This is a genomic window from Acidovorax sp. GW821-FHT09B03, assembly GCF_059418305.1.
The window spans coordinates 523,679-549,492 of record NZ_JBWKPP010000002.1 but is presented as its reverse complement, the minus strand read 5'-3'; the positions used below and the strand labels follow the sequence as shown (position 1 = coordinate 549,492).

At 67.6% G+C, this 25,814-nt stretch carries 29 protein-coding genes; 15 read left to right on the top strand and 14 right to left on the bottom strand.

The window, feature by feature from the left end; all coding sequences use genetic code 11:
* Positions 1-25: 25 nt before the first annotated feature.
* The 3 genes from dapA (at position 26) to AC07PA_RS05865 (ending at position 2,975) form a co-directional block, all read left to right on the top strand.
* Positions 26-922, top strand: a complete 897-nt coding sequence (dapA, locus tag AC07PA_RS05875; protein WP_007859208.1) for a 4-hydroxy-tetrahydrodipicolinate synthase — start codon at positions 26-28, stop codon at positions 920-922.
* 41 nt (positions 923-963) lie between these two features.
* Complete coding sequence (gene bamC, locus AC07PA_RS05870) at positions 964-2,058, top strand: NlpB/DapX family lipoprotein (protein ID WP_494609279.1); 1,095 nt, start codon at positions 964-966, stop codon at positions 2,056-2,058.
* A gap of 80 nt (positions 2,059-2,138) precedes the next feature.
* Positions 2,139-2,975 (top strand): MBL fold metallo-hydrolase, encoded by an 837-nt coding sequence (locus tag AC07PA_RS05865; RefSeq protein WP_007859211.1) that lies wholly within the window; start codon positions 2,139-2,141, stop codon positions 2,973-2,975.
* Between the two features lie 116 nt (positions 2,976-3,091).
* Here AC07PA_RS05865 and AC07PA_RS05860 read toward each other — a convergent pair whose 3' ends face one another.
* From AC07PA_RS05860 to AC07PA_RS05850, 3 genes are all read right to left on the bottom strand, one after another.
* The gene (locus tag AC07PA_RS05860) at positions 3,092-3,334 is read right to left on the bottom strand and encodes a hypothetical protein (RefSeq protein WP_081497403.1); all 243 of its coding nucleotides are present in this window, start codon (positions 3,332-3,334) and stop codon (positions 3,092-3,094) included.
* Between the two features lie 215 nt (positions 3,335-3,549).
* On the bottom strand, positions 3,550-4,077 hold the full coding sequence (locus tag AC07PA_RS05855; RefSeq protein ID WP_007859213.1) for a hypothetical protein: 528 nt from the start codon (positions 4,075-4,077) through the stop codon (positions 3,550-3,552).
* A gap of 2 nt (positions 4,078-4,079) precedes the next feature.
* Positions 4,080-5,219, bottom strand: a complete 1,140-nt coding sequence (locus AC07PA_RS05850) for a cupin domain-containing protein (RefSeq protein ID WP_007859215.1) — start codon at positions 5,217-5,219, stop codon at positions 4,080-4,082.
* 53 nt (positions 5,220-5,272) lie between these two features.
* Between AC07PA_RS05850 and AC07PA_RS05845 the strand changes: the two genes are divergently transcribed.
* Positions 5,273-5,797, top strand: coding sequence for an FKBP-type peptidyl-prolyl cis-trans isomerase (locus AC07PA_RS05845; RefSeq protein ID WP_007859216.1), 525 nt, complete (start codon positions 5,273-5,275; stop codon positions 5,795-5,797).
* A gap of 55 nt (positions 5,798-5,852) precedes the next feature.
* Here the strand turns inward: AC07PA_RS05845 and AC07PA_RS05840 are convergent, their stop codons facing one another.
* From AC07PA_RS05840 to coaBC, 4 genes are all read right to left on the bottom strand, one after another.
* Positions 5,853-6,347: an outer membrane lipoprotein gene (locus tag AC07PA_RS05840; protein WP_007859218.1), complete on the bottom strand. Its 495-nt coding sequence runs from the start codon at positions 6,345-6,347 to the stop codon at positions 5,853-5,855.
* Between the two features lie 218 nt (positions 6,348-6,565).
* Positions 6,566-7,012, bottom strand: a complete 447-nt coding sequence (gene dut / locus AC07PA_RS05835) for a dUTP diphosphatase (protein WP_007859220.1) — start codon at positions 7,010-7,012, stop codon at positions 6,566-6,568.
* Complete coding sequence (locus AC07PA_RS05830) at positions 7,009-7,506, bottom strand: hypothetical protein (protein WP_494609278.1); 498 nt, start codon at positions 7,504-7,506, stop codon at positions 7,009-7,011. Before AC07PA_RS05830 ends, dut begins: the two co-directional genes overlap by 4 nt.
* 41 nt (positions 7,507-7,547) lie before the next feature.
* Positions 7,548-8,771 (bottom strand): bifunctional phosphopantothenoylcysteine decarboxylase/phosphopantothenate--cysteine ligase CoaBC, encoded by a 1,224-nt coding sequence (gene coaBC / locus AC07PA_RS05825; RefSeq protein ID WP_494609277.1) that lies wholly within the window; start codon positions 8,769-8,771, stop codon positions 7,548-7,550.
* Between the two features lie 139 nt (positions 8,772-8,910).
* Here coaBC and pyrG point away from each other — a divergent pair, with 139 nt between their 5' ends.
* From pyrG to AC07PA_RS05795, 6 genes are all read left to right on the top strand, one after another.
* The gene (gene pyrG, locus AC07PA_RS05820) at positions 8,911-10,584 is read left to right on the top strand and encodes a CTP synthase (protein WP_007859226.1); all 1,674 of its coding nucleotides are present in this window, start codon (positions 8,911-8,913) and stop codon (positions 10,582-10,584) included.
* Positions 10,585-10,624: 40 nt separating this feature from the next.
* On the top strand, positions 10,625-11,482 hold the full coding sequence (gene kdsA / locus AC07PA_RS05815) for a 3-deoxy-8-phosphooctulonate synthase (RefSeq protein WP_145696947.1): 858 nt from the start codon (positions 10,625-10,627) through the stop codon (positions 11,480-11,482).
* 3 nt (positions 11,483-11,485) lie between these two features.
* Positions 11,486-11,776, top strand: a complete 291-nt coding sequence (locus tag AC07PA_RS05810) for a DUF1330 domain-containing protein (RefSeq protein ID WP_007859228.1) — start codon at positions 11,486-11,488, stop codon at positions 11,774-11,776.
* 313 nt (positions 11,777-12,089) lie between these two features.
* Positions 12,090-13,376, top strand: a complete 1,287-nt coding sequence (gene eno, locus AC07PA_RS05805; RefSeq protein WP_305745761.1) for a phosphopyruvate hydratase — start codon at positions 12,090-12,092, stop codon at positions 13,374-13,376.
* 100 nt (positions 13,377-13,476) lie between these two features.
* Positions 13,477-13,755, top strand: a complete 279-nt coding sequence (locus AC07PA_RS05800; protein WP_007859924.1) for a septum formation initiator family protein — start codon at positions 13,477-13,479, stop codon at positions 13,753-13,755.
* A gap of 16 nt (positions 13,756-13,771) precedes the next feature.
* Complete coding sequence (locus tag AC07PA_RS05795; RefSeq protein ID WP_494609275.1) at positions 13,772-14,293, top strand: hypothetical protein; 522 nt, start codon at positions 13,772-13,774, stop codon at positions 14,291-14,293.
* Here the strand turns inward: AC07PA_RS05795 and AC07PA_RS05790 are convergent.
* From AC07PA_RS05790 to AC07PA_RS05780, 3 genes are all read right to left on the bottom strand, one after another.
* A complete protein-coding gene (locus tag AC07PA_RS05790) occupies positions 14,253-14,696 on the bottom strand; it encodes a CZB domain-containing protein (RefSeq protein WP_238541918.1) in 444 nt (147 codons plus the stop codon). The two genes, AC07PA_RS05795 and AC07PA_RS05790, sit on opposite strands and share 41 nt — an antisense overlap.
* A 174-nt stretch (positions 14,697-14,870) precedes the next feature.
* Positions 14,871-15,863 (bottom strand): Hsp33 family molecular chaperone HslO, encoded by a 993-nt coding sequence (gene hslO / locus AC07PA_RS05785; protein WP_007859911.1) that lies wholly within the window; start codon positions 15,861-15,863, stop codon positions 14,871-14,873.
* 40 nt (positions 15,864-15,903) lie between these two features.
* A complete protein-coding gene (locus tag AC07PA_RS05780; protein WP_494609274.1) occupies positions 15,904-16,428 on the bottom strand; it encodes a gamma carbonic anhydrase family protein in 525 nt (174 codons plus the stop codon).
* 103 nt (positions 16,429-16,531) lie between these two features.
* On the opposite strand from AC07PA_RS05780, the gene AC07PA_RS05775 reads away from it, so the two are divergent.
* From AC07PA_RS05775 to AC07PA_RS05765, 3 genes are all read left to right on the top strand, one after another.
* Entirely contained in the window at positions 16,532-17,335 is an 804-nt protein-coding gene (locus tag AC07PA_RS05775; protein WP_145696944.1) for a ferritin-like domain-containing protein, read from the top strand.
* A 73-nt stretch (positions 17,336-17,408) separates the two neighbouring features.
* Positions 17,409-18,680, top strand: coding sequence for an EAL and HDOD domain-containing protein (locus tag AC07PA_RS05770; protein WP_007859905.1), 1,272 nt, complete (start codon positions 17,409-17,411; stop codon positions 18,678-18,680).
* A 102-nt stretch (positions 18,681-18,782) separates the two neighbouring features.
* Entirely contained in the window at positions 18,783-20,063 is a 1,281-nt protein-coding gene (locus AC07PA_RS05765) for an EAL and HDOD domain-containing protein (RefSeq protein WP_494609273.1), read from the top strand.
* A gap of 64 nt (positions 20,064-20,127) precedes the next feature.
* Here AC07PA_RS05765 and AC07PA_RS05760 read toward each other — a convergent pair whose 3' ends face one another.
* The 4 genes from AC07PA_RS05760 to AC07PA_RS05745 form a co-directional block, all read right to left on the bottom strand.
* Positions 20,128-21,141 carry a Bug family tripartite tricarboxylate transporter substrate binding protein gene (locus AC07PA_RS05760; protein WP_494609272.1) on the bottom strand — a complete coding sequence of 338 codons (1,014 nt, stop codon included), beginning with the start codon at positions 21,139-21,141 and terminating at the stop codon, positions 20,128-20,130.
* 23 nt (positions 21,142-21,164) lie between these two features.
* The gene (locus tag AC07PA_RS05755) at positions 21,165-22,127 is read right to left on the bottom strand and encodes a Bug family tripartite tricarboxylate transporter substrate binding protein (protein WP_494609271.1); all 963 of its coding nucleotides are present in this window, start codon (positions 22,125-22,127) and stop codon (positions 21,165-21,167) included.
* A 43-nt stretch (positions 22,128-22,170) separates the two neighbouring features.
* Positions 22,171-23,070, bottom strand: coding sequence for a site-specific tyrosine recombinase XerD (gene xerD / locus AC07PA_RS05750; protein ID WP_007859897.1), 900 nt, complete (start codon positions 23,068-23,070; stop codon positions 22,171-22,173).
* A 75-nt stretch (positions 23,071-23,145) separates the two neighbouring features.
* Positions 23,146-24,111, bottom strand: coding sequence for a tripartite tricarboxylate transporter substrate binding protein BugE (locus tag AC07PA_RS05745; protein ID WP_145696941.1), 966 nt, complete (start codon positions 24,109-24,111; stop codon positions 23,146-23,148).
* Between the two features lie 125 nt (positions 24,112-24,236).
* Here AC07PA_RS05745 and AC07PA_RS05740 point away from each other — a divergent pair, with 125 nt between their 5' ends.
* Positions 24,237-25,142: an AEC family transporter gene (locus AC07PA_RS05740; RefSeq protein WP_035206142.1), complete on the top strand. Its 906-nt coding sequence runs from the start codon at positions 24,237-24,239 to the stop codon at positions 25,140-25,142.
* A gap of 59 nt (positions 25,143-25,201) precedes the next feature.
* A complete protein-coding gene (locus tag AC07PA_RS05735) occupies positions 25,202-25,801 on the top strand; it encodes a GDSL-type esterase/lipase family protein (protein ID WP_494609341.1) in 600 nt (199 codons plus the stop codon).
* The last annotated feature ends 13 nt before the right edge of the window (positions 25,802-25,814 follow it).

The following is a 25,814-nucleotide window of genomic DNA, read 5'->3' as shown; positions in this document are numbered from 1 at the left end:
TTTTATCCCGTTCACCACTGCGGACATGACATCTTCCTTAGTGCCACTCACTGGCAGCATCGTCGCCCTCGTCACCCCCTTGCATGAGGACGGTAGCGTCGACTATCCAGCGCTGCGCAAACTGATCGACTGGCACATCGCCGAAGGCACCGACTGCATCGGCGTCGTGGGCACCACGGGCGAATCCCCCACGGTGAACGTCGAGGAACACTGCGAGATCATCCGCGTGTCGGTGGAGCAGGCGGCCAAGCGCGTGCCCATCATGGCCGGCTGCGGCGCCAACTCCACGGCCGAGGCCATCGAGCTGGCCCGCTTCGCCAAGAAGGTCGGCGCCGACACGCAGCTGCAGGTCGTGCCTTACTACAACAAGCCCACGCAAGAGGGCCAGTACCAGCATTTCAAGGCCATCGCCGAGGCCGTGGGCGACCTGCCCACCATCCTGTACAACGTGCCCGGCCGCTCCGTGGCCGACATGCAGCACGACACCGTGCTGCGCCTGGCCCAGGTGCCTGGCATCATCGGCATCAAGGAAGCCACGGGCAACATCGAACGCGCGCAGTGGCTGATCCGCGAAGCCCCCAAGGGCTTCGGCATCTACTCGGGTGACGATCCGACCGCCGTGGCCCTGATGCTGTGCGGCGGCCATGGCAACGTGAGCGTGACCGCCAACGTGGCCCCGCGCCTGATGCATGAGCTGTGCGTGGCCGCTACCTCGGGCAATGTCCAGCGCGCCATGGAAATCCAGTTCCAGCTGATGCCCGTGCACAAGCAGCTCTTCGTCGAAGCCAACCCCATTCCCGTGAAGTGGGCCGTGGCCCGCATGGGCCTGTGCGGTGGCACACTGCGCCTGCCCATGACCCCGCTGAGCCCGGCCAATGAAGCCGTGGTCGAGGCGGCCCTGCGCTCCGCCAGCCTGATCTAACCCGGGCTGCGCCCGAACCCTGACACTCCAAGGAATTTCGCGTGAACGCTGTTACTACCCGAGCGGGCCTGCTGGCCCTTGCCCTGGCACTGTCCGCCTGCTCCGCCCTCGAAGGCGACAAGATCGACTACAAGAGCGCTGCCAAGGGCTCCACGCTGGAGGTGCCTCCGGACCTCACGCAGCTCTCGCGCGACTCCCGCTACAACGTGCCCGGCGGTGCCGTGTCGGCCGCGGCCCTGCAGGCCAGCCAGGCCGCCCAACCCTCGGGCACGGCCAATGCGGCCGCTGCGCAACTGGGCGACGTGCGCATCCAGCGCGAAGGCAACAAGCGCTGGCTGGTGATCGACCGCCCCGCCGACAAGCTGTGGGAGCCCGTGCGCGACTTCTGGCTGGAGAACGGCTTCACGCTGGACCTGGACCAGGCCAACCTGGGCATCATGGAAACCGACTGGGCCGAGAACCGCGCCAAGCTGCCGCAGGACCTGATCCGCTCCACGCTGGGCAAGGTGATCGACTCGCTGTATTCCACCGGCGAGCGTGACCGCTTCCGTACCCGCCTGGAGCGCAATGCCGCCGGCGGCACCGAGGTCTACATCACGCACCGCGGCATGGTCGAGGTCTACAGCAACACCACCAAGGACCAGACCGTCTGGCAGCCCCGCGCGGCCGACCCCGAGCTGGAGACCGAATTCCTGCGCCGCCTGATGGTCAGGCTGGGCGTGAGCCAGGAGCAGTCCAAGGCCGTCGTGGCCGCCGCCGCGCCGGTGGCCCAATCGGCGAACGTGACCACGTTGAACAACGTGCCCGTGGTGCAGATCAACGAAGGCTTCGACCGCGCCTGGCGCCGTGTCGGCGTGGCGCTGGACCGCACCGGCTTCACCGTGGAAGACCGCAACCGCAATGACGGTGTGTACTTCGTGCGCTACGTGGCCCCCAATGCCGACAAGAAGGATGCCGGCTTCTTCGGCAAGCTGTTCAGCCGCTCGCCGGCCGCCGTGCCGCCGCTCAAGTACCGCATCGTGGTGCGCAGCCAGGGTGAGTCGACCACCGTGTCGGTGCTCAACGAAGGCGGCTCGCCCGAATCCTCGGCCAACGCCGAGCGCATCGTGCGCGTGATCGCGGACGAGCTCAAGTAAGCCCCACCGAGACCTGACCCCCTTGTTGCGCCTGGACGCCACCCCACGGGGTGGGGCCCAGGCGCAATGCATTTGAGACCATGCTGCGTTTGAAGAACCTCGCCAGCGGCAGCGCCGGCAATGCGACGGTGGTGGAGGCCAGCGACGGCCTGCACACGCGCCGCCTGCTGGTCGACTGCGGCATCGGCCCGCGCCAGCTCGAGACCCGCCTGGCGGCAGCCGGCCTGCAGATCGCGCAGATCGACGGCCTGTTCATCACCCATGAGCACTCGGACCACATCGGCTGCGCGCACCTGCTGGCCCTGCGCCACCGCATCCCGGTGTGGATGAGCCAGGGCACGCACATGGCCATCGGTGCGCCGGATTTCGATGGCTTGCTGCAGGTGGCGCAGGACATGCAGGGGATCGAGCTCGGCCCCCTGTCGTTTCGGCCGTTCACGGTGCCGCACGATGCGCGCGAACCCCTGCAGCTGCGCTGCACCGACGGCGCCCACGACCTGGCCCTGCTCACCGACCTGGGCCATGCCACGCCCCATGTGCTGCAACAGGTGGCGGGCTGCCACGCCCTGTTCATCGAGGCCAACCACTGCCCGGACCTGCTGGCCGCCTCGGCCTACCCGGCCTTCCTCAAGCGCCGCGTGGGGGGCGCCTACGGCCACCTGGCCAACCAGGCCACGGCCGCCATCGTGCAGGCGGTGCGGCACGATGGCCTCAAATGGGTGGTGGCGGCCCACCTGAGCGCACGCAACAACACGCCCGAGCTGGCCCGCCAGGCACTGGCGGGCGCGCTGCAATGGGCGCCAGAGCTGATCGCCGTGGCCGACCAGGCCCACGGGACGGGCTGGCTGACGGTGGGCGAGCAGCCCGCTCCCAGCGGCCCCCTGTCGCCACCACCCCTGCCCACATCGCTCTTCTGAGCACTGTCCGCCTGGCCGAGTGCCCTGCGGGCGGGCGAAAAAAAACCCGCACTCTGTCGAGGGCGGGCTTCCGAACCACAGGCCGGCGCCGGGGCGCGGCCAGGGTTCAGGCGTGCTTAGTTCGAAGCAGCGCTGGCAGCAGCGGTAGCGGCCGTGGCGGCAGCGTTCGCAGCAGCGGCTGCGTCCGAAGCGGCAGGAGCTGCGTCGGAAGCGGCAGGTGCTGGAGCTGGCTCGGAAGCGGCTGGAGCAGGGGCAACCACGGGTGCGGGTGCTGGTGCAGGAGCGGGTTCTTCCTTCTTGCCGCAAGCAGCGAGGGCAGCAGCAGCGATCAGGGCGGCCAGAACGAGAGAGTTCTTCATTGGATTTTTCCTAGTTGGACAGACAGAATCTTGAAAAGCCACGGCGCCCGGCTCCTGAAAAGCCCTTGCGCATTGGCACAGTGCACTTGAGTAGCACCATTTCGGCGCAGCCGCCGATTATATTGGCATTTAGTCAATACTGACTAACACCGATGCAAGGTTTACCATGCCTTCACATGGTGCAAGGCCTGGAAACACCAAGTCGGGCGCTTGTCCTACAGGCCGAGGGTGGAGGCCGGGAAGCCCGGTGCACTTTTTCCGTGCAGCCAGTCGTTGAGCGTTTCACGCACCAGCACACGGCGATCGGGCTCCGTGCCCGTGACGCCCACGCAGCGCTCGGGGTCCAGCCGGTGCATCACCCATTGCGGCGACCATAACACACTGGGAATGTCGAGCGGATCGGCCGATCCGGCGCGCCGGCAGGTGATGATGTGGTCCCAGGTGCCACGCCAGCGCACAAAGCGCGCGTGGCGGCGGATCACGTCGTCGTAGGAGCCGGCCAGCATGGTGAAGCGCCGGCCCGTCTTCGCCCAGGCCTGCAGCGATTCGGCCACCGCACGCTCGCCCAGCGGCCAGTCGTGGAAATTCGCGTCGCTGACCACGATTTCTCCCCAGCCCTCGCGCGCCGCCGTGGCCAGCGCATCGCGCACCAGTTGAATGAAGGTCTCGCGGCTGGCAAACCGGCCCGAAGGCAGCTCGCTTGGCAAAACGACAGACGGTGGGGTGCTCGAATCCTGCGTCACGGTCAATCCTCCTGCGGTTCCTCGGTATCGGAATGGGCCCATCCTGCATCGCACCAGGACGATATCAGTTCCAGCGCATCGTCGCTGGCGCGCGCCAGCTCCCGCTCGGACAGGCGCCGCTGGTCGGCCAGGCGCCGCATCAGCGTGGCGTCGCGGCCGGCGGCACGGTAGCTTTCGCCGTTGATGAACACATGCTGCGCGTCATACATCATGCGGGTGCGGCGGTCCAGCACCACGCCCTCGATCATGGCGCCGGATTCGTCGGGGTCGAACCAGACATTGGGCTTGGGCTCGGTCAGGTACTCGCCCAGCGCGCGCTCCAGCGCCAGAGGCTCGGCCAGGGCCTTCGCCAGCGCCTCGCGCGCAAAGTCCTGCAGGCTGGCCGGGATGGCCGCGGGCTGCTCCACGGCCTCCTGGCGGGGGTCGCGGTAAAGCACCGGGACGTCGCCTTCCTCCCCCTCATCGGTCAGGCGCACGAGCAGCTCGTTGGCGAGCTCGGCCCGCGCCGGCGCGCGAAAACCGATGGAGTAGGTCATACACTCGCCCTCGGCCACGCCATCGTGCGCATAGCGCGGCGGCAGGTAGAGCATGTCGCCCGGCTCGAGCACGAACTCCTCTTCGGGCTCGAACTCGGCCAGCACCTTGAGGGGGATGCCCTCCTTGAGTGCGAGGTCCTTCTGGCGGCCGATGCGCCAGCGCCGCCGGCCCTGGGCCTGCAGCAGGAACACGTCGTAGCTGTCGAAGTGCGGGCCCACGCCGCCGCCGTCACTGGCGTAGCTGATCATGAGGTCGTCCAGGCGCGCCTCGGGCACGAAGCGGAACTGCTGCATCAGCGCGTGCACGCCGCCATCGTGCAGGTCCACGCCCTGCACCAGCAGCGTCCAGTCGGGCTGCTTGAGCGAGGGCAGCGCGCGGCGCGTGAACGGCCCCTGGCGCAGCTTCCAGGCGCCCCGCAGCTGCTGCACCAGGCGCGACTCCACCCCCTCCTGCCCGGCCAGGTCGAACAGCGCGGCACGCTGCACCGGCGCCTCGAAGCCCGGTATCGCCTGGCGCACAAGGAGAGGCTTCTTGTGCCAGTGGCGGCGCATGAACTGGGCAGGGGTGAGTCCGCCCAGAAGGGTCAGGGGTTGGTGGGCGTCCATGGGTACTGTGCGGCCCTTTGCAGGGCGGTTGGTCAAACTGCGACAATTCTCCTATGGAAATTACCGAACAATGCGTGGTCGCTTTGACCTGGATCCTCAAGGACACCCTTGGCGAGGAACTCGACGTGCTCGACGAGCCGGTGGAGTTCCTGGTGGGGGGCGATGACCTCCTGCCCCGTATCGAGGAGGCCCTGCAGGGCCACAGTGCCGGGGCCTCGGTGGCGCTGCACCTGGAACCCGAAGATGCCTTCGGCGACTTCAACGACCAATTGCTGTTCCTGGAGCCCCGCTCGCTGTTCCCCCCGGAAATCGAGGAAGGCATGACCTTCGACGGCGCAGCCCTGCCCGAGGGTGTGAACCCCGACGCGCCGCGCGACGTTCTGTACACGGTGGCCGAAATTTACCCGGAGCATGTGGTGCTGGACGGCAACCACCCGCTGGCCGGCATTGCGCTGCGCCTGCAGCTGCAGGTGCAGTCGGTGCGTGAGGCGACCGAGGACGAGATCGGCCAGGGCAGCGCGGGCACGGGCTTCTTCCGCGTCCAGCCGCAGGCCCCCGGAAACGACCTGCTGCACTGATCACCCCCCAAAGAAAACGGGCCCTCCGAAGGGCCCGTTTTGCATGGAAAAAGGCTTAGATGCGCTGGATCTGGCCGTCGTAGACGCGCACGCGGTCGCCGATGCGCAGATCACCTGGCGAGGGCACGTCATAGGCACGGTAGCCGCCCTGGTCCAGCTGGATCGAGACGCGGTAGCCGATGTACTCGCCGCTGTTGTTGTGGCGTTCCACGGCGTTGCCGGCCACGGCACCGCCCAGCACACCCACGGCCGTGGCGGCCACGCGGCCTGTGCCACCACCCACGGCGTTGCCCAGCACACCGCCGACCACGGCACCGATCACGGCACCGGCACCCGAGGTGCGGCCCGAGCCCTGGGTCTGCGTCGTCTCGATATTGGCCACGCGGCCGAATTCGGTCGGAACCGGGTTGGACGACGAGTAGACGGGCGCCGCTGTACGGTAGCCGCCGCCAGCGTAGTACTCCTCGGAGCGCGGTGGGGCACCGCAGGCGGCAAGGCTCCCGATGAGGATGAGGGAGCCGGTCAGCGTGGCGATACGGGTCTTGGTCATGGCAGATCTCCTGGAATGAATCTCGCCAGGCAGATCGCTGCGGGTCCGCAGCGTTCACCGCCAGGCAATGGAGAGATTGAAGCACCGGGGAGTTACCCGCCACGCCATCCGGCAGCGGATGGGCGCGTCAGGCCGCGCACCCCGGTGGCGTCAGTCCTCACCTACAGGATAGGAACGCCACGCGGGCGCCCGTAAGCGTTTGTGCCGCAGATTACAAATCAGCCCTTGCCGGTGGAGCCATAGCCCCCTTCGCCGCGTTCGGACGCGGGAAATTCCGTGACCACATTGAACTGCGCCTGCACCACGGGCACGATGACCAGTTGCGCCAGCCGCTCCATGGGCTCGAGTGTGAAGGCCGTGCTGCTGCGGTTCCAGGCGCTCACCATGAGCTGGCCCTGGTAATCGCTGTCGATCAGGCCCACCAGGTTGCCCAGCACGATGCCGTGCTTGTGCCCCAGGCCCGAGCGCGGCAGGATCAGCGCGGCGTAGCCGGGGTCCTTGAGGTAGATGGAAATGCCCGTGGGCACCAGCTGCCAGGCATTGGGTTCGAGGGTCAGCGGCGCGTCCAGGCAGGCCCTGAGGTCGAGCCCCGCACTGCCGGGCGTGGCGTAGGCGGGCAATTGGTCCGCCATGCGCGGGTCGAGAATCTTGACGTCAATCTTCACTTCTTGTTTCCTGTCTTGCGCTGCTGGGCCCCTTGCCGCTGGCGCTCCTTCACGGCCGCAGGCGGCACCACCACGGTGCCCGCCGACGCGGCATTGATCACAATCCCCATGAACCACCACAGGCCGGCCATCACCGCCAAGACGAACCAGGAGCCCTGCCCCGCCATCAGCAGCGTGAGCGCATGCACCGCGGCGATCACGGCCAGCAGGGTGCGGGCAATGCGCACCAGGCCGACGAAGGGCGCCACCACCTTCAGCAGGTCGGGCGGCAGGGCCACTGCCAGCGGCACCGGGCTGGCGCTGCCTACTCCCTGGCGGGCCGCGGCCTGCGCGGACCCGGGGGCCACGCCACCGGACTGCGTCACCTGCGCGGAATGGGCCGCCTGTGCACGCCCCGACTGCAGCGCCTGCGCAGCGCTCAGGCGCTCCACATAGCTGGCAAAGTCGCCATTGGGCGGGGTGTCCCATTCGGGCTTGATCGAGTGCATCGTCATAAGGCCTCCCCGCAGGGGTCAAGGAAATGGGCTGAAAACCGTCAACCGCGCCGCGCGGGCAGCCGCGCCGCCACCTCGGCCACCAGGCCCTGCGCCAGGGAGCGCTTGGAAGCCAGGGGCAGTTCGCGGTGGCCATGTTCGTCCACCAGCAACAAGGCATTGTCGTCCTGGCCGAAGGTGGCGGGCCCGATATTGCCCACCAGCAGCGGGATTTTCTTGCGCAGGCGCTTGGCCGTGGCATGAGCCAGCAGGTCATGGCTTTCCGCGGCGAAGCCCACGCAATAGAGTTCACCCGACAGCGCCTCGGGCAGTTGCGCCACGGTGGCCAGGATGTCGGGGTTTTCTACAAACGCCAGCGTCGGCGTCTGGCCCGAGCCATCCTTCTTGATCTTTTCACAGGCCTGCGTGGCCGGGCGCCAGTCAGCCACGGCCGCCGTGGCAACGAAGACGGACGAGGTGGGCGCCAGCGCCATCACCGCCGCCAGCATCTGCTGGGCCGACTGCACATTGACGCGCTGCACGCCACGTGGCGTGGGCAGGTGCACGGGCCCGGCCACCACGGTCACCTCGGCACCGGCCTCGCGGGCAGCGCGGGCAATGGCAAAGCCCATCTTGCCGCTCGACAGGTTGGTGATGCCGCGCACCGGGTCGATGGCCTCGAAGGTCGGCCCGGCCGTGATCAGCACCTTGCGCCCGGCCAGTGGCTTGGGCGCGAAGAAGGCGACCAGCTCGTCGAGCAGTTCCAGGGGTTCGAGCATGCGGCCGTCGCCGGTCTCGCCGCAGGCCTGGTCGCCATTGCCCACGCCGAGCACACGGGCGCCGTCCTTCGCGACCTGTGCCAGGTTGCGCTGGGTCGCGGGGTGGGCCCACATCTCGCGGTTCATGGCCGGGGCCAGCAGCAGCGGCACACTGTCCATGGGGCGGGCCAGGCACAGCAGGCTGAGCAGCTCGTCGGAGCGGCCCTGCACCAGCCGCGCGATGAAATCGGCGCTGCAGGGCGCGATCAGGATGGCGTCGGCCTCGCGGCTGAGGTTGATGTGGGGCATGTTGTTGGGCTCGCGCGCATCCCACTGCGAGCCGTAGACCGGCCGCCCCGACAGGGCCTGCATGGTCACCGGCGTGATGAACTGCGCGGCCGCCTCGGTCATCACCACCTGCACGGTGGCGCCCTCCTTGATGAGCTGGCGGCACAGGTCGGCCGCCTTGTAGCAGGCCACGCCCCCGCTCAGTCCCAGAACAATGTGTTTGCCAGCAAGCTCATTCATGGGCGCGAATTTAGCAGACGGGGCCGCAAGCGCCTGCGGGCAGCCCGATGGCACTGCAGCGGGCCCCGTGAAAAGACCATGGACGGGGCCCAGGCCGGGCGGGCATCTATAATCCCAATTTCCCACCACCAAAAAAGACATGACCAAATTTGTCTTCGTCACCGGCGGTGTGGTGTCTTCCCTGGGCAAGGGAATCGCCTCAGCCTCCCTTGCCGCGATCCTCGAATCGCGGGGCCTCAAAGTCACCCTCATCAAGCTCGACCCGTACATCAACGTGGACCCGGGCACCATGTCACCGTTCCAGCATGGCGAAGTGTTCGTCACGGACGATGGCGCCGAAACCGATCTCGACCTGGGTCACTATGAGCGTTTCATCGAAACGCGCATGAAAAAGACCAACAACTTCACCACCGGCCGCATCTACCAGAGCGTGCTGGAGAAGGAACGCAGGGGCGATTACCTGGGCAAGACGGTGCAGGTGATCCCGCACGTCACCAACGAAATCCAGGAATACATCAAGCGCGGCGCCGGTGTCGGCACCGACGATGCGGTGGACGTGGCGATCGTGGAAGTCGGCGGCACCGTGGGCGACATCGAGTCCCTGCCCTTCCTCGAAGCCGTGCGCCAGCTGAGCCTCAAGCTCGGCCCGAACAACGCCGCCTTCGTGCACCTGACCTACGTGCCGTGGATCGCCGCGGCCGGCGAGCTCAAGACCAAGCCCACCCAGCACACCGTGCAGGAACTGCGCAAGATCGGTATCCAGCCCGACGCGTTGCTGTGCCGGGCCGACCGCCGCATGCCGGAGGACGAGCGCGCCAAGATCTCGCTGTTCACCAACGTGCCCGAATGGGGCGTGATCAGCATGTGGGACGTGGACACCATCTACAAGGTGCCGCGCATGCTGCACGAGCAGGGCCTGGACGGCCTGATCTGCGACAAGCTGCGCCTGAACACCCCGCCCACGAGCCTCAAGCGCTGGGACCAGCTGGTCTACGAAACCGAGCACCCGCAGGGCGAGGTGACCATCGCCATGGTCGGCAAGTACGTGGACCTGTCGGACAGCTACAAGTCGGTGAACGAGGCGCTGCGCCACGCCGGCATGAAGAACCATGTGCGCGTGAAGATCGAGCACGTGGACTCCGAGACCATCAACGCCGGCGATGCGGCCGAGAAGCTCGCCAAGTACGACGCCATCCTGGTGCCCGGCGGCTTCGGCGCGCGCGGCGTGGAAGGCAAGATCAGCACCGCGCGCTTTGCCCGCGAGCAGCACGTGCCCTACCTGGGCATCTGCCTGGGGATGCAGGTCGCCACCATCGAGTACGCGCGCCACGTGGCCGGCCTCAAGAATGCCAACAGCACCGAATTCGAGCCCGCTACGCCCCACCCCGTGATCGCCCTGATCACCGAGTGGAAGGACGCCGACGGCACCATCAAGCAGCGCGACGAGAACTCCGACCTGGGCGGCACCATGCGCCTGGGCGCGCAGAGTTCGGACGTCTCGGCCGGCACCCTGGCGCACGAGATCTACGGCAACATCGTGACCGAGCGCCACCGCCACCGCTACGAAGCCAACGTGAACTACCTGGACCAGCTGCGCAAGGCGGGCCTGGTGATCTCGGCACTGACGCAGCGCGAGCAGCTCACCGAGATCGTCGAGCTGCCCAAGAGCGTGCACCCCTGGTTCATCGGCGTGCAGTTCCACCCCGAGTTCAAGTCCACGCCCTGGAACGGCCACCCGCTGTTCAACGCCTTCATCAAGGCGGCGGTGGAACACCAGAAGGGCCTGCAACAGCAGCCCGCCAAGGCGGCCTGACCCCCGGCGCCAGCAACCCTCAAAAAGAAGAGACCCTGCCATGAAACTCTGCGGCTTCGACGTCGGCCTGGAACACCGCTTCTTCCTCATCGCAGGCCCCTGCGTGATCGAGTCCGAGCAACTGCAGATGGACGTGGCCGGGCAGCTCAAGGAGATCACGGGCGCCCTGGGCATCCCGTTCATCTTCAAGAGCAGCTTCGACAAGGCAAACCGATCCTCGGGCACGAGCTTTCGCGGCCCGGGGCGCGAGAAGGGCCTCGAAATCCTGGCCAAGATCCGCAAGGACCTGGGTGTGCCGGTGCTCACCGACGTGCACACCGAGGACGACATCACCGAGGCCGCCAAGGTGGTCGACGTGCTGCAGACACCCGCCTTCCTGTGCCGCCAGACCGACTTCATCCGCGCCGTGGCGCAGTCGGGCAAGCCGGTGAACATCAAGAAGGGCCAGTTCCTCGCGCCGCACGACATGAAGAACGTGATCGACAAGGCCCGCGCTGCCGCCCGTGAGGCCGGCCTGCCCGAGGACAGCTTTATGGCCTGCGAGCGCGGTGCGAGCTTCGGCTACAACAACCTGGTCTCGGACATGCGCAGCCTGTCCATCATGCGCGAGACGAATGCCCCGGTGGTGTTCGATGCCACGCACTCGGTGCAGCTGCCCGGCGGCAACGGCACCAGCAGCGGCGGCCAGCGCGAGATGGTGCCGGTGCTGGCGCGCGCGGCCGTGGCCGTGGGCGTGGCCGGCCTGTTCATGGAAACCCACCCGGACCCGGCCAATGCGCTGTCCGACGGCCCCAACGCCGTGCCGCTCAAGCACATGAAGGCGCTGCTGGAGACGCTGGTGGCCCTGGACGGCATCACCAAGAAGAACGGATTCCTCGAAAACAACTTTGGAGCCTGAGACATGAGCAGTGGTTACGTCATCGCATCCGTCACCGTCACCAACCCCACGCAGTACGAGGAGTACCGCAAGTGGAGCACCATCGCCATGCAGGCCCATGGTGCCGAGGTGTGCGTGCGCGGCGGCAAGGTCGAGGTGCTGGAAGGCGACTGGAACCCCGGCCGCACCGTGATCCTCAAGTTTCCGAGCTTCGAGGCGGCCCGCGCCTTCTACGACACCCCTGAGTACCAGAAGGCCAAGGCCGCGCGCGAAGGCGCTGCGATCATGCGCATGGTCTGCGTGGAAGGCGTCTGAGAAGGTGCGAACGAACCCGCCATGCCCGCTCATGCCGCCAAAACACGCGCGCTCGTCGTTGCAAATGCTCTCCATAGCCCGAGCTATGGCTGTGCTTTGCGCCTAGATCGCACACGTTTTGGCGGCCTGCTCGGACACGCCGGGTCCATTCACACCTTCTGATTCCGTACCCGATTCGTACCTAGGACCCTCAATTACTATCAAATCGGTAGCATAGAATCGCGACCGACGCGCGGCGGCGCCAGGCACCGCAGGTGGTTTGCCCCTCCTCCCTGCCCGTCCGGATGAATTTCAAAAACCCTCAAGGAAGATCATGAGTGCCATTGTTGACATCGTAGGCCGCGAAGTGCTGGACAGCCGCGGCAACCCCACCGTCGAATGCGACGTGCTGCTGGAGTCGGGCGTGATGGGCCGTGCGGCCGTGCCGTCGGGCGCGTCCACCGGCAGCCGCGAAGCCATCGAGCTGCGCGACGGCGACAAGAGCCGCTACCTGGGCAAGGGCGTGCTCAAGGCGGTGGAGCACATCAACACCGAGATCTCCGAAGCCGTGCTGGGCCTGGATGCCTCCGAGCAGGCCTTCCTGGACAAGACCCTGATCGACCTCGACGGCACCGACAACAAGGGCCGCCTGGGCGCCAACGCCATGCTGGCCGTCTCCATGGCCGTGGCCCGCGCCGCAGCCGAAGAGTCCGGCCTGCCGCTGTACCGCTACCTGGGCGGCATGGGCAGCATGCAGCTGCCCGTGCCCATGATGAACGTGATCAACGGCGGCGCGCACGCCAACAACAGCCTGGACCTGCAGGAGTTCATGATCATCCCCGTGGGCGCCCCCACCTTCCGCGAAGCCCTGCGCTGGGGCGCCGAGGTGTTCCACGCACTCAAGAAGATCCTGCACGACAAGGGCATCAGCACCGCCGTGGGCGACGAAGGCGGCTTTGCCCCCAGCGTCGAGAACCATGAAGCGGCCATCGTGCTGATCCTGCAGGCCATCGAAGCCGCCGGCTACACGGCAGGCGAGCAGATCGCCCTGGGCCTCGATTGCGCGGCCAGCGAGTTCTACAAGGACGGCCACTACGTGCTCGAAGGCGAAGGCGGCCTGAAGCTGACGGCCACGCAGTGGACCGACATGCTGGCCTCGTGGTGCGACAAGTACCCCATCATCAGCATCGAAGACGGCATGCACGAAGGCGACTGGGACGGCTGGAAGATCCTGACCGAGCGCCTGGGCAAGAACGTTCAGCTGGTGGGTGACGACCTGTTCGTGACCAACACCAAGATCCTCAAGGAAGGCATCGACAAGCAGATCGCCAACTCGATCCTGATCAAGATCAACCAGATCGGCACGCTGACCGAGACCTTCGCCGCCATCGAGATGGCCAAGCGCGCCGGCTACACCGCCGTGATCTCGCACCGCTCGGGCGAAACCGAGGACAGCACCATCGCCGACATCGCCGTGGGCACCAACGCCGGCCAGATCAAGACCGGCTCGCTGTCGCGCTCGGACCGCATCGCCAAGTACAACCAGCTGCTGCGCATCGAGGAAGACCTGGGCGACATCGCGCACTACCCCGGCCGCGCTGCCTTCTACAACCTGCGCTGAGGCCGGGCTGCAGCATGCCGGTCTGCGCGGTTGCGAACCACCCGCTCCTGTCCAGGAGTGGTGCATTCCCGATGGCGCCCGGCTGCTAAGCTAGCGGACCATGGTCAACCGCCTCGTTCCCGTCGTGCTGCTGGCCCTGCTGGCGGCCGTGCACGCCCAGCTGTGGCTGGGGCGGGGCAGCCTGCCGCGCGTGAACGCCATGCAGCGCCAGATCGACGTGCAGAAGGCCGCCAATGCACAGGCCCAGCAGGCCAATGAGCGCCTGACCTCCGAGGTGCACGACCTCAAGGAGGGCCTGGACATGGTCGAGGAAAAGGCGCGCAGCGAGCTGGGCATGGTGCGGCCCAACGAAATCTACGTGCAGTTCACACCGCGCTGAGCGGGCACCCCACCCCGTGACATCCCCCATCGTGCTGCTGGGTGCACCGGGCACCGGCACCCAGGCACTGGCCGAGGCCCTGGCACCGCACCTGCGCGCAGCGCCATCGCCCCTTTCAATCGCCCACTCCACCCTGGTGGATGCCCTGGCAGCGGACCACGGCATGCACCTGGCTGCCGCATTGCAAGCGCACCAGGGCGCCGCGCTCACGCTGCTGATGGGTCTGGACCTGCCCTGCCCGGCTGCGGAACGGGAGCGCCGGCAGGCGATGGATGCGCGCCTGCGCGCCACGCTCGACGCCCAGGCCATCGCCTACCGCGTGGTGTACGGCCAGGGGCCAGCCCGCCTGGCCAGCGCCATGCGCGCCCTGGGCTCCTTGCTGGGCGGGCACCAGGCCGTTGACGGACAGACCGTGGCACACAGCGAGGCCCGTGCGGCCCGCCTGCGCGCCTATGGGTGCGAGAAATGCAGCGACCCGGTGTGCGAACACCGGCTGTTCACTGCGCTGACCCGGCCTCCTGCGCCAGGCCGCGCTTGAGCTCCTTGAGCAGCAGCACCACTTGGCTGGAGCCGTGGCGGTAGCCGCCATTGAGTACCTGCACCACGCGAGGCCATTCACCCTGCTGCGCCAGCTCGACGATGCTGGCGGCCTGTTCGTGGAAGTACTGGTGGCGCGCCACCAGCAGGGAGAAGGCCGGGCGGTCGCCCAGCAGTTCTGCGCCCACGCCGTGCAGCCAGCGGCCCAGGGCATCCTGGTCGGTGCGGCGCACCATGGCCGGGTCCAGCCCCTTGGCGGAGCGGCCTTCGAGGTAGTCCATCAAGCGCTCTTTCCAGCGCTCATGGGCGTTGATGGCGGCGTCCAGGTCGAGCACGGCGAGCACCGTGTCGGCGCGCCGTGAGTCCTGCGCGAGCGAGCTCTCGTACAGCGCGAGTGGCGGCACTCCCCTGTTGCGGGCCGAAAGGCCCATGACGCGACTAAGAAACCCCATGACAGACCTTTGGTACAGACCTTCATGGTAGACCCGCAGGGCGGCGCGCGGCGGCCGCGATTGTCAACGATGGTCAGACGATCGCACCCGGCACGGCGATCTCGCAGGGAGCATGCGGACAGGCTGCTACTGCATGCCCGTGGGGGCCGGTGGCTGGATGATGGCCGGCTCCACGAAGATCTGCGCCGCATCCACCGCATCGAAGCGGTACTGCTGGCCACAGAACTCGCAGCCCACCTCGATCTCGCCGCGCTCGGCCAGGATGCTCTCGGACTCGGCCGCGCCCAGGTTGCGCAGCATGTTGCCCACGCGCTCACGGCTGCAGGTGCAGGCAAAGCGCGGGCCCGTCTCACCCTCCTGGGGCGTGAAGCGCACCAGCTTTTCCTCCCAGAACAGGCGGCGCAGGATGGTGTCCACGTCCAGGCTCAGCAGTTCCTCCCGCGTCAGGCTGGCGGCCAGGTGGGCGATGCGGTTGTAGTCCTCGTTGTGGCCGATCTGGTCCTCGTTCTCGCGGTGCGTGAGGCCTGCGGCCAGGTTGCCCTCGCCCTTGATGGGCATGCGCTGGATCAGCAGGCCCGCAGCCACCTTGTCATTGGCCCCCAGCACCAACACGGTGTCGAGCTGCTCGGACTGCAGCATATAGTGCTGCAGCACGTCCGACAGGCGGTCGAGCTTCTCGTGGTGGTCACCGTGCAGCGGCACCACGCCCTGGTAGGGCTGCTGGCCGGGATGGCGGTTCTTGGGGTCCAGCGTGATGGCGCAGCGGCCGCCACCGGTCACGTTGACCATCTGGCTCAGGCGCGCATCGCCAGGCACCTCGCTGGTGACGGTGGCGGTGGCGCGCAGGGAGAGGTCGGATTGCACTTCGGCCACGGCCAGCTTCACCGGTCCATCGCCGAACACCTGCAGGATCAGCGCGCCATTGAACTTGATGTTCGACTGCATCAGCACACCGGCGGCCGCCATCTCGCCGAGCAGCTCGGTGACGGGGGCAGCGTAGGCGCCGGTGGCGGAATTGCCGGCGCGCCGGCGCAGGATGTCGGTCCATGCGTCGGTCAGGCGCACCAGCATGCCGCGCACGGGCAGGCCATCGAAAAGGAATTTGTGGAGTTCAGACACGCGAGAAGGGTTCCGTTGAAAAGTCAGGATGCGGACAGGGTCAGCCGATCCGGTGCAGGCCGCTCTGGAAGCGGCGCGCATTGTCGATGTAGTGCTGCGCGCTCTGGCGCAGGCCCTCGATCTGCTCGGGGGTCAGTTCGCGCACCGCCTTGGCGGGGCTGCCGATGATCATGGAGCCATCGGGAAACTCCTTGCCTTCGGTCACCAGGGCGCCGGCCCCCACCAGGCAGTGCTTGCCGATCCTGGCGCCATTGAGCACGATGGCGCCGATGCCGATCAGCGACTCGTCGCCGATGGTGCAGCCGTGCAGCATGACCTGGTGGCCCACCGTCACGCGCTCACCCACCACCAGCGGCTTGCCGATGTCGGCGTGCAGCACGCTGGCGTCCTGGATGTTGGAGCCGGCACCGATGGTGATGCTCTCCGTATCGCCGCGCACCACGGTGCCGAACCAGACGCTCGCGTCCTCACCCAGCACCACGTTGCCCATGACCTGGGCGCTATCGGCCACCCAGGCCGAAGCGGGCACCTGGGGAATCGCACCATCGAGTTCGTAAATCGCCATACCGCAGACTCCAGACAGAAAGAAAATATTGCGCGCATCGGGGCCTGCCAATGGTTACAAAGCGTTTGCAGCGTTGCAGATGGCAGGGCCTAGAATTGTAAGGATGGAGCTTCGCCAACGTGCACTGCAGGTCTTGTGCCTTGCAGACCCTGAACAAAAAGCGGCGCAGTCGCTCAGCCTGCACGCGCAGGCCGCTCATCTTTCAATAGCAGAAAAAGCCCCCCAGCCCCCCCTGGATCCCAGCGCCCTGCCCGGCCGGCCCGAGCGTCCGCTGCTGCTGCGCCACACCGAGGTGGCGCGCCGCTCACCGGCCACGCCCGAAGGCCGGGCCATCCTGCTGCACGCCATTGCCCATATCGAGTTCAATGCCATCAACCTGGCGCTCGACGCGATCTGGCGCTTCGACGGCATGCCGGGCGCCTACTACCTGGACTGGCTGCGCGTGGCCGCCGAGGAGGCCACCCACTTCGGCCTGCTGCGCGAGCATCTGCGCGCCAATGGCCACGACTACGGCGACTTCCCCGCACACCAGGGGCTGTGGACCATGTGCGAGAAGACCCAGCACGACATTGTGGCGCGCATGGCCCTGGTGCCGCGCACGCTGGAGGCGCGCGGGCTCGACGCCACGCCGCAGATCCAGCGCAAGCTGCGCCAGGTGGGCACCCCCGATGCGCTGGCCGCCGTGGGGATCCTCGACACCATCCTGCGCGACGAGGTCGGGCACGTGGCCATCGGCAACCACTGGTACCGCTGGCTGTGCATGCGCGAAGGCCTGGAGCCGGAAACCCACTACGGCACGCTGGTGCGCCAGTACGAGGCGCCGCGCCTGAAGCCGCCCTTCAACGACAGCGCGCGCCGCGCAGCCGGATTCACCGACACCGAGCTCGCATGGCTCCAGCAGGGCTGAACGTGTCCACGATCTTCCCTACAATGCCTCGCGCCCTTTCATCCCCCATGTCCAGCCAACGTATCCACGATCCATGTCCACCCATCCTGCCAATGGAAGAACCTACCCTGCCAGCACAGCCTCTGGCCAGTCGTCCGTGGCAATGATCGCGCGCCAGGCCATCGTCAATGGCCAGCAGATCGTGGTCGGCTACGAGCTGTTCAACCGCTCGCGCACCGAAGCCTCGCACACGGCGGCCAGCGACGTGATCCTGATCTTCAACGCCCTCTCGCATGCGGGCACCGAAGAACTCGTGGGCAAGAAGCTGATCTTCGTGAACTGCACGCACGAAAGCCTCTCGGGGGGCCACCTGGAACTGCTGGACCCTGACAAGGTGGTGCTGGAGATCCCGCCCCTGGGCCACGCGGCGGCCGACGAGGTACAGGCGCGCCTGCCCATCCTCACCGGCCTGCGCGACCGCGGCTTTCACCTGGCGTTCAACCACACGGTGCTGCAGTCGACCTATGCGCCCTGGCTGCCGCTGGCCGACTACATCAAGCTCGACCTGTCGGTGCTGGCGGCCGACCAGCTGGCGGTGCTGATCAGCTATGCCGGACGCCATTCCCAGGCGGAGCTCATCGCCGAGAAGGTGGAAACCGCCCAGCAGTACGACATGGTGTCCACCCAGGGCGTGCAGCTGTTCCAGGGCTACTGGTTCGCCCGCCCGGCCCTGGTCGAGGCCAAGCTGCTCACGCCGGCGCAAAGCAGCATCATCCAGTTGATCAACCTGGTGCGCCAGCAGGCCAGCACCGACGAGATCGAGGAAGTGCTCAAGAAGGATGCGGGCCTGGCCTTCAACCTCATGCGCCTGATCAATTCGGCCGGCTTCGGCATGAACCGGGAGATCACCTCCTTCCGCCAGGCGGTGATGCTCATGGGCCTGAAGAAGCTCTTCCGTTGGGCCGCCCTGCTGCTCACGGCCTCGCGCACCAGCGGTGCCCCCTCCTCCGTGGGCCAGACCGCCGTGGTGCGCGGGCGCCTGATGGAGCTGCTGGCGCTGGAGACCCTGCCGCCCGACGAGGCCGACCAAGCCTTCGTCGTGGGCATCTTCTCGCTGCTGGACGTGATGCTTTCCATCCCCATGGAATCGGCCATCGGCCTGCTCAACGTGCCCGAGGCCTCCGCAGCCGCGCTGCTGCGCCGCGAGGGCTTCCTCGGGGACCTGCTGAACCTGGCCGAGGCCTGCGAATCCAGCGACGACGCCGTGTTCCACCGCGCCGCCGGCACCCTGCACCTGTCCAGCCAGCAGATCAATCTGGCCCACCTGCAGGCGCTGGCCTGGGCCGACCAGCTGACCGAGGATTGACCCCCATTGGGGCATGGCGTGCAATTTGCATACAGAAGGATTGCGGGAGCAGGTCTAGAATCCATCCAATAGCCCCCATTGCCTATCCCTATCCAAGCGCCCATGTCGACCACCCCTGAACAAGCCGCCTCCGAAGTCGACCCGACCCAGGAGAACGTCGAAGACAGCAACCTGGCCATCATTGCGCGCCAGCCCATCGTGGACCAGCACCGCGCCGTGTACGGCTACGAGCTGTTCGACCGCTCCACCGCCAGTGCCTCGCACACCGCCGCCAGCGATGCGGCGCTGCTGTTCAACGCCCTGTCCTATGCGGGCACCGAAGCCCTGGTGGGCAAGAAGACCGTCTTCATCAACTGCACGCACGACAGCCTGGCCGGCGGCCACCTGGAGCTGATCCACCCCGAAAAGGTGGTGCTCGAAGTGCCCCCGCTGCCCGACAACGCCACCCAGGAAGAGATCGACGGCCGCGTGCCCGTGCTCGAGTCGCTGCGCACCCGCGGCTTTCGCCTGGCGTTCAACCAGAATGCCCTGCGCCGCGCCTATGCCAACTGGATGCCGCTGGCAGCCTACATCAAGCTCGACATGCAGGCCTTCAAGCCCGAGCTGGCGGCGCCCCTGGTGAAGTTTGCCGGCAACTACGCCAAGGCCACGCTGGTGGCCGAAAAGGTGGAGACGCCCGAGCAGTTCAAGATGATGTCCGACCTGGGCGTGAAGCTCTTCCAGGGCTTCTGGTTCGCCAAGCCCTCGCTGGTCAAGGCCACCACCATCCGGCCCTCGCAGGCCACCATCATCCAGCTCATCAACCTGGTGCGCAAACAGGCCAGCACGGCCGAGATCGAAGACCTGCTCAAGAAGGACCCGACGCTGTCCTTCAATCTGCTGCGCTTCATCAACTCCTCGGGCTTCGGCCTGTCGTGCGAGATCACCTCGTTCCGCCATGCGGTGATGATCCTGGGCCTCAAGAAGCTGTTCCGCTGGGCCGCCCTGCTCATGACCACCTCGCGCGCCGACGGCTCGCCGCCGGCCGTGGGCCAGACCGCCGTGGTGCGCGGCCGCCTGATGGAGCTGCTGGCCACCGAACTGCTGCCGCCCGAGGAATGCGACAACGCCTTCGTGGTGGGCGTGTTCTCGCTGCTGGACACCATGCTCAACGTGCCCATCGAGAAGGCCCTCGAATCCGTGGCCCTGCCCCAGCCCGTGACCGACGCCCTGCTGCACAACACCGGCGTGTTCGCCCCCTTCCTGGAGCTGACCAAGGCCTGCGAGAGCGGCGACGAGGTGGTGTTCGCACGCATGGCCGAGGCCCTGCACCTGTCCAACCGCCAGGTCAACTGGGCCCATCTGCAGGCCCTGACCTGGGCCGAGAGTTTGAACGCAGACTGAGCCTGCGCGGCGCACAAAAAGGGGAGCCTCGGCTCCCCTTTGTCATTCCAGCGTGGTCAGCTCTTCATTGCCCCTTGATGCCCGCCGCACGGATGATGCGCAGGTTGGCCTCGGATTCGGCGGCAATGCGCTTGCCGAAATCGGCCGCGGTGCCACCCAGGGGCACGTTGTCGGAGGCGTCGAGCTTGGCGCGCACCTCGGGCAGGGCCAGCACCTTGTTGATCTCGGCATTGAGCCGTGCCACCACGGCCGCCGGCATGGCGGCCGGCGCGAACACGCCGAACAGCGAGGACAGGTTGGCCGCGCCCTGGCCCAGCTCGGCCAGCGTGGGCACGTCGGGCAGGGTGTCGAGCCGGTCCGGTGCACCCACGGCCAGGGCCTTGAGCTTGCCGGCCTTGATGTGCTGCAGCACGGCCGGCCCGGCGTTGGTGGACAGGATCTCGAACTGCCCGCTGAGCGCATCGTTCATCTGCTGGCCACCGCCCTTGTAGGGGATGTGCGTCATCTGCACGCCCGCGGTGTGCATGACCTGCTCGAGCATGATGTGGCCCAGCGAGGCCTGGCCCGAGGTGGCCCAGCGGATGCTGCCCGGCTTGGCCTTGGCCTGCGCCAGCAGGTCGCGAAAATCGCGCGCGCTGCTGGCCGGTGTGCCCAGCAGCAGCACGGGCGAGTACATCACGGTGGCCACGGGCACGATGTCCCTGGCCGGATCGAAGGGCGAGGCGCCCAGGTGCGGGTTCAGCGCCAGCGGGCTGATGGCGGCAAAGCCCAGGGTGTGCCCGTCCGTGGCCTTGGCCACGGCATCCAGGCCGATGCTGCCGCTGGCGCCGGCCTTGTTCTCGATCACCACCGGCTGGCCGACCACGGGCGACAGCTTGTCGGCCAGCAGGCGCGCGACCACGTCGCTCACGCCACCCGCCGGGTAGGCCACGACGATGCGCACCGGCCGCGTGGGCCAGGCGCGCGCCTGGGCCCGTGCCAGGCCAGGGGCGAGCGCCGCCAGCGCCCCGCCCGCCACCACCGCCAGCGCAGCGCGCCGGCCTCCATCCACCGTGTTCTCGGTTGCCATCGTCTTCATTCCCTGTTCCTCAGAACGTTGTCTCAGTCCACCTGGAGCTTGCGCTCGCGTACCAATTTGGCCCATTTGTCATTTTCGCCCTTCACGAAAGCCGTGAACTCCGCAGGGCCGAGGGGGTGCACCTGGGCCCCGGCGGTCGCGAACTTGGCCTGGATATCCGGCTGCGCCAGCACCTTGGCCAGTTCGGCCGAGAGCCTGTCGACCACCTCGCGCGGCATGCCGGCCGGGCCGACCAGGCCCTGGAAGCCCACGGACTCCATGGCGCCAAGGCCCAGTTCGCGCACCGTGGGCACATCGGGCAGCTGCGGGTCGCGCTGCGCACCGGTGACGGCCAGGGCCTTGAGCTTGCCGCCCTTGATCTGCGGCAGCAGCACGGTGCCGGCGTCGATCAGCAGCTGCGTCTGTCCGCCGATCAGCTCCTGCAGGGCCGGGGCGCTGCCCTTGTAGGGCACATGGGTGATGTCCATGCCGATGGCCTGGTTCATGAGCTCGCCGTTGAGGTGGGTGGAGGTGCCCGCCCCGCCCGATGCGAAGTTGACCTTGCCGGCGTTGGCGCGCGCCCAGGTGACCCATTCCTTCAGGTCCTTGGCAGGGTGGGCCGGGTAGGTCACGGCGATGTAGCTGCCCTGGCTGATCTGGCCGATGTAGGTGAACTGCTTGAGCGGGTCGTAGGGCAGCTTGCGCTGCAGGTAGGGCGCGATGGCAAAGGGCCCGGTGTTGGCCAGCAGGATGGTGTAGCCATCGGGCTGCGCGCGCACCAGCTCGCCCGCGGCCAGCAGGCCGCCGGCGCCGGGCTTGTAGTCCACCACGATCTGCTGCTTCAAGGCCTCCTGCAGCGGCGTCTGGACGGTGCGCGCGGCAAAGTCGATGCCACCGCCCGGCGGGTAGCCCACGATCAGGCGGATGGGTTTGGCGGCCGGCCAGGCCTGGGCCATGGCCAGGCCGGCGCTGGCCAGCAGCAGCGCTGCGATCAGGGGCTTCTTCATGCGTTGTCTCCTCGTTGTGGTTTGAATGGCTGAAGGGGTCGGCTTACCCCCGCGGGTGGTGCTGCGCGTGCAGGGCCTTGAGCCGCTCGCGCGCCACATGGGTGTAGATGGTGGTCGTGGAAATGTCGGCGTGGCCCAGCAGCAGCTGCACCACGCGCAGGTCGGCACCGTGGTTGAGCAGGTGGGTGGCGAAGGCATGGCGCAGCGTGTGCGGCGACAGCGGTGTGGTGATGCCGGCCACGGCCGCCCATTTCTTGACGATGACCCAGAACATCACCCGCGTCATGCCCGCGCCGCGCTGGGTCACGAACAAATCGTCGGTCTGCTGGCCGCCGAGGATGGCGCCGCGCGCCTCGGCCAGGTAGCGCTGCAGCCACTGGCGCGCCTCTTCGCCGAAGGGCACCAGGCGCTCCTTGCTGCCCTTGCCCATCACCCGCAGCACGCCTTCATTGAGCCCCAACTGGAAGGTCTTGAGCGTGACCAGCTCGGTCACGCGCAGGCCGCTGGCGTACATCAGCTCCAGCATGGTGCGGTCGCGCAGGCCCAGGGGGTTGCCAATGTCGGGCGCAGCCAGCAAGGCCTCGACCTGGGCCTGTGAAAGGGTCTTGGGCACGCGCAAGGGCTGGCGCGCTGCCTGCAGGCGCACGGTGGGGTCGGCACTGATGCGGCGCTCGCGCAGCGCCCAGTGGAAGTAGCGCCGCAGCACCGTCAGGCGCCGGTTGGCCGAGGTGGCGCGGGTCTCATCGTGCCGGGCCGCGAAGTAGCCCTGCAGGTGCGGCTCGGCCGTGCCGTCGAGCGCCAGTTCGGGGTGGTGCTCGGCCAGCCACTGCGCATACAGCGTGAGGTCGCGCCGGTAGGCAGCCAGGGTGTTGCGCGAGAGGCCGTCCTCCAGCCACAGGGCATCCACGAAGGTATCGATCGCGTTCAGGCTGGCGGTGAGCATGCCAAAACCATAGCACGTAAAAAAGCCGCCCGTGGGCGGCCTCGGGGACAGCGAGCGTGGCCCGCGCTGGCGTCTTTATTCCAGCGCCAGCTTCTGCTTGGCCACCACGTCCTTGTAGACACCGAACTCGGCCTTGATCTGCTCGGCGAACTGCTCGGGCGTGTTGCCGATCACGATGGAGCCGGTCTCCTCGATGCGCTTCTTCACGGCCGGGTCTTCCAGGGCCTTGCGCACGGCGGCGTTGACCTTGTCGACCACCTCCTTGGGCAGGCCCTTGGGACCGACGATGCCGTAGTAGGCCATGCGGTTCACGGGCTCCAGCCCCAGTTCCTTGAAGGTGGGCACATTGGGCAGGCCGGCCACGCGCTGGGGTGCCGCGACCACGATGGGCACCAGGCGGTTTTCCTTGATGAAGGGCAGTGCCGAGGGCAGGTTGTCGAAGATCATCGGCACCTGGCCGGCCACCGTGTCGTTCAGCGCCGGGCCCGCGCCGCGGTAGGGGATGTGCGTCACGAAGGTGCCCGACAGGCTCTTGTACAGCTCCATCTGCAGGTGGCCGATGCCGCCCGTGCCCGACGACGAGTACGAGTACTTGCCCGGCGACTTCTTGAGCTCGGCCACATAGGCCTTGTAGTCCTTGGCCGGGAAGCTCGGGTGCACCGCGATGACGTTGGGCGTGGCCGCGATGTTGGTGATGGGCGTGAAGTCCGTGATCGGGTTGTACGGCGTCTTGGGGTTGATGGCCGGGTTGGCCGCCGTGGTGGACACGGTGGCCACGCCCAGGGTGTAGCCGTCCGGTGCCGAGCGTGCGGTCTCAGCCGCGCCCACGATGCCGCCGCCACCGGCCTTGTTCTCGACGATCACGCTCTGGCCCAGGGCCTTGCCCAGCGGGTCGGCGATCACGCGCGCGATGATGTCGGTGGTGCCGCCGGGGGCGAAAGGCACCTGCAGCTTGATGACCTTGTTGGGGTAGCCCTGGGCTGCGGCAGATCCTGCGGCAGCCACCAGCGCCAGTGCGAGCCATTGGCGACGACGTTGCATTGATTTCTCCTTATGGGGTTTACTTGGCGGTAGCCAATGGTATGCGCAATGCGGGGCCCGGCCCCCTATGGATTCCACATAGGGGCTTACCCGCAGCCTGCCAGGGCTTCCGTTATCCTCGGAGTGTGAATTACGCCCAGCTCCTGCTCCCCGATTTCTCCCTGATCCTGTGCGGTTATCTGGTGTGCCGCTTTACCGCACTGAACCGCGCCGTGTGGCAGCCGGTCGAGAGCCTGGTGTACTACCTGCTGTTCCCGGTGCTGCTGTTCCAGTCCATCGTCAAGAGCCCGGTGGACGTCGGCGCCGCCTCGGGCCTGATCGCCGCCGGCATGCTCACCGGCATCGCTGGCATTGCGCTGGCCTACAGCATGCCGCACTGGCCCTGGCTGGGCAAACGCCTGGACCTGCGCGACCATGCGGCCAGCGCGCAGATCGCGTTCCGTTTCAACTCCTTCATCGGCCTGGCGATTGCCGAGCGGCTGGCGGGTGCGCAGGGCCTGCTGATGATCGCCGTGCTGATCGGCGTCTGCGTGCCGCTGTTCAACGTGGCCGCCGTGTGGCCCATGGCGCGGCAGGGCGAGCACGGCTTCGTGCGCGAGCTGGCGCGCAACCCGCTGATCGTGGCCACGCTCTCGGGCCTGGTGGCCAACCTGCTCGGGTTCCAGATCCCCGCGTGGATCGAGCCCACCGTCACGCGCATCAGCGCCGCCTCGCTGGCCCTGGGCCTGATGGCCGCGGGCGCGGGCATGCAGTTCGGCCTGCTCACGCGCGGCAAGGCGCTGAGCGTGACGGTGCTGGCCATCCGCCACCTGGTGCTGCCCGTGATCGCCTTCGGCCTGGCGCACCTGTTCGCACTCAACCCCGTTCAGACCACGGTGCTGCTGGCCTTCTCGGCCCTGCCCACGGCCAGCACCTGCTACGTGCTGGCCGCGCGCATGGGCTACAACGGCCCCTACGTGGCGGGGCTGGTGACGCTGTCCACGCTGCTGGGCGTGGTGAGCCTGCCCTTCGCACTCGGGGTGCTGCGGTGAATTCCCTCCACGCACGGGCGCGCCGTCGGCTCCTGGCGACCGGCCTGCTGGTGGCCGCCATGGCCCCGCTGGCAGGCTGCGGGCGCAAGCCGCCCCGCGCCCAGGCCATCCCCTCCGGGGCCACCGTGCTCGCGCTCGGTGATTCGCTCACCTCCGGGGTGGGCGCGTCCACCGATGCGGCCTACCCGGCCGTGCTGCAGCGCCTGACCGGGTGGAAGGTCGTCAACGGCGGCATCTCGGGCGATACCTCAGCCCAGGCCTTGCAGAGGCTGCCGGACCTGCTGCAAAAGCACCAGCCTGCCCTGGTGATCGTGGGCATCGGCGGCAACGACTTCCTGCGCCGCCAGAGCACCAGCGCCACGCGCGCCAACGTGCGCAAGATCTGCGAGCAGGCGCGGGCCGCCGGCGCCCAGGTGCTGCTGGTCGCCGTGCCCGAGTTCACGGTCATGGCCACCCTGGGCCAACTGAGCGACCACGCCATGTACGACGAGATCGCCAGCGAACTCAAGATTCCCCTGCACCGCAAGGGATGGTCCGGCGTGCTGGCCGACGCCACGCTGCGCTCCGACCAGATCCATGCGAATGCGGCGGGGTACGAGCGCTTTGCCCAGGGGCTGGTGGATACGCTCAGGGCGACCGGGCTGCTGGCCGGCGGCTGAGCCGGGGCCTGCC

Excerpts from the sequence above, each read along its gene's own strand:
- AC07PA_RS05800 (WP_007859924.1), top strand. The coding sequence starts at position 13,477 with ATGGTCAACCGCCTCGTTCCCGTCGTGCTGCTGGCCCTGCTGGCGGCC.
- AC07PA_RS05840 (WP_007859218.1), bottom strand. The coding sequence starts at position 6,347 with ATGACCAAGACCCGTATCGCCACGCTGACCGGCTCCCTCATCCTCATC.
- xerD (WP_007859897.1), bottom strand. The coding sequence starts at position 23,070 with ATGCTCACCGCCAGCCTGAACGCGATCGATACCTTCGTGGATGCCCTG.
- AC07PA_RS05860 (WP_081497403.1), bottom strand. The coding sequence starts at position 3,334 with ATGAAGAACTCTCTCGTTCTGGCCGCCCTGATCGCTGCTGCTGCCCTC.
- dapA (WP_007859208.1), top strand. The coding sequence starts at position 26 with ATGACATCTTCCTTAGTGCCACTCACTGGCAGCATCGTCGCCCTCGTC.
- AC07PA_RS05845 (WP_007859216.1), top strand. The coding sequence starts at position 5,273 with ATGGAAATTACCGAACAATGCGTGGTCGCTTTGACCTGGATCCTCAAG.
- AC07PA_RS05745 (WP_145696941.1), bottom strand. The coding sequence starts at position 24,111 with ATGCAACGTCGTCGCCAATGGCTCGCACTGGCGCTGGTGGCTGCCGCA.
- AC07PA_RS05765 (WP_494609273.1), top strand. The coding sequence starts at position 18,783 with ATGTCGACCACCCCTGAACAAGCCGCCTCCGAAGTCGACCCGACCCAG.
- pyrG (WP_007859226.1), top strand. The coding sequence starts at position 8,911 with ATGACCAAATTTGTCTTCGTCACCGGCGGTGTGGTGTCTTCCCTGGGC.
- AC07PA_RS05865 (WP_007859211.1), top strand. The coding sequence starts at position 2,139 with ATGCTGCGTTTGAAGAACCTCGCCAGCGGCAGCGCCGGCAATGCGACG.
- eno (WP_305745761.1), top strand. The coding sequence starts at position 12,090 with ATGAGTGCCATTGTTGACATCGTAGGCCGCGAAGTGCTGGACAGCCGC.
- AC07PA_RS05755 (WP_494609271.1), bottom strand. The coding sequence starts at position 22,127 with ATGAAGAAGCCCCTGATCGCAGCGCTGCTGCTGGCCAGCGCCGGCCTG.
- AC07PA_RS05850 (WP_007859215.1), bottom strand. The coding sequence starts at position 5,219 with ATGGACGCCCACCAACCCCTGACCCTTCTGGGCGGACTCACCCCTGCC.
- AC07PA_RS05775 (WP_145696944.1), top strand. The coding sequence starts at position 16,532 with ATGGAGCTTCGCCAACGTGCACTGCAGGTCTTGTGCCTTGCAGACCCT.
- AC07PA_RS05780 (WP_494609274.1), bottom strand. The coding sequence starts at position 16,428 with ATGGCGATTTACGAACTCGATGGTGCGATTCCCCAGGTGCCCGCTTCG.
- AC07PA_RS05830 (WP_494609278.1), bottom strand. The coding sequence starts at position 7,506 with ATGACGATGCACTCGATCAAGCCCGAATGGGACACCCCGCCCAATGGC.
- AC07PA_RS05770 (WP_007859905.1), top strand. The coding sequence starts at position 17,409 with ATGTCCACCCATCCTGCCAATGGAAGAACCTACCCTGCCAGCACAGCC.
- coaBC (WP_494609277.1), bottom strand. The coding sequence starts at position 8,771 with ATGAATGAGCTTGCTGGCAAACACATTGTTCTGGGACTGAGCGGGGGC.
- AC07PA_RS05760 (WP_494609272.1), bottom strand. The coding sequence starts at position 21,141 with ATGAAGACGATGGCAACCGAGAACACGGTGGATGGAGGCCGGCGCGCT.
- AC07PA_RS05735 (WP_494609341.1), top strand. The coding sequence starts at position 25,202 with ATGGCCCCGCTGGCAGGCTGCGGGCGCAAGCCGCCCCGCGCCCAGGCC.
- kdsA (WP_145696947.1), top strand. The coding sequence starts at position 10,625 with ATGAAACTCTGCGGCTTCGACGTCGGCCTGGAACACCGCTTCTTCCTC.
- AC07PA_RS05810 (WP_007859228.1), top strand. The coding sequence starts at position 11,486 with ATGAGCAGTGGTTACGTCATCGCATCCGTCACCGTCACCAACCCCACG.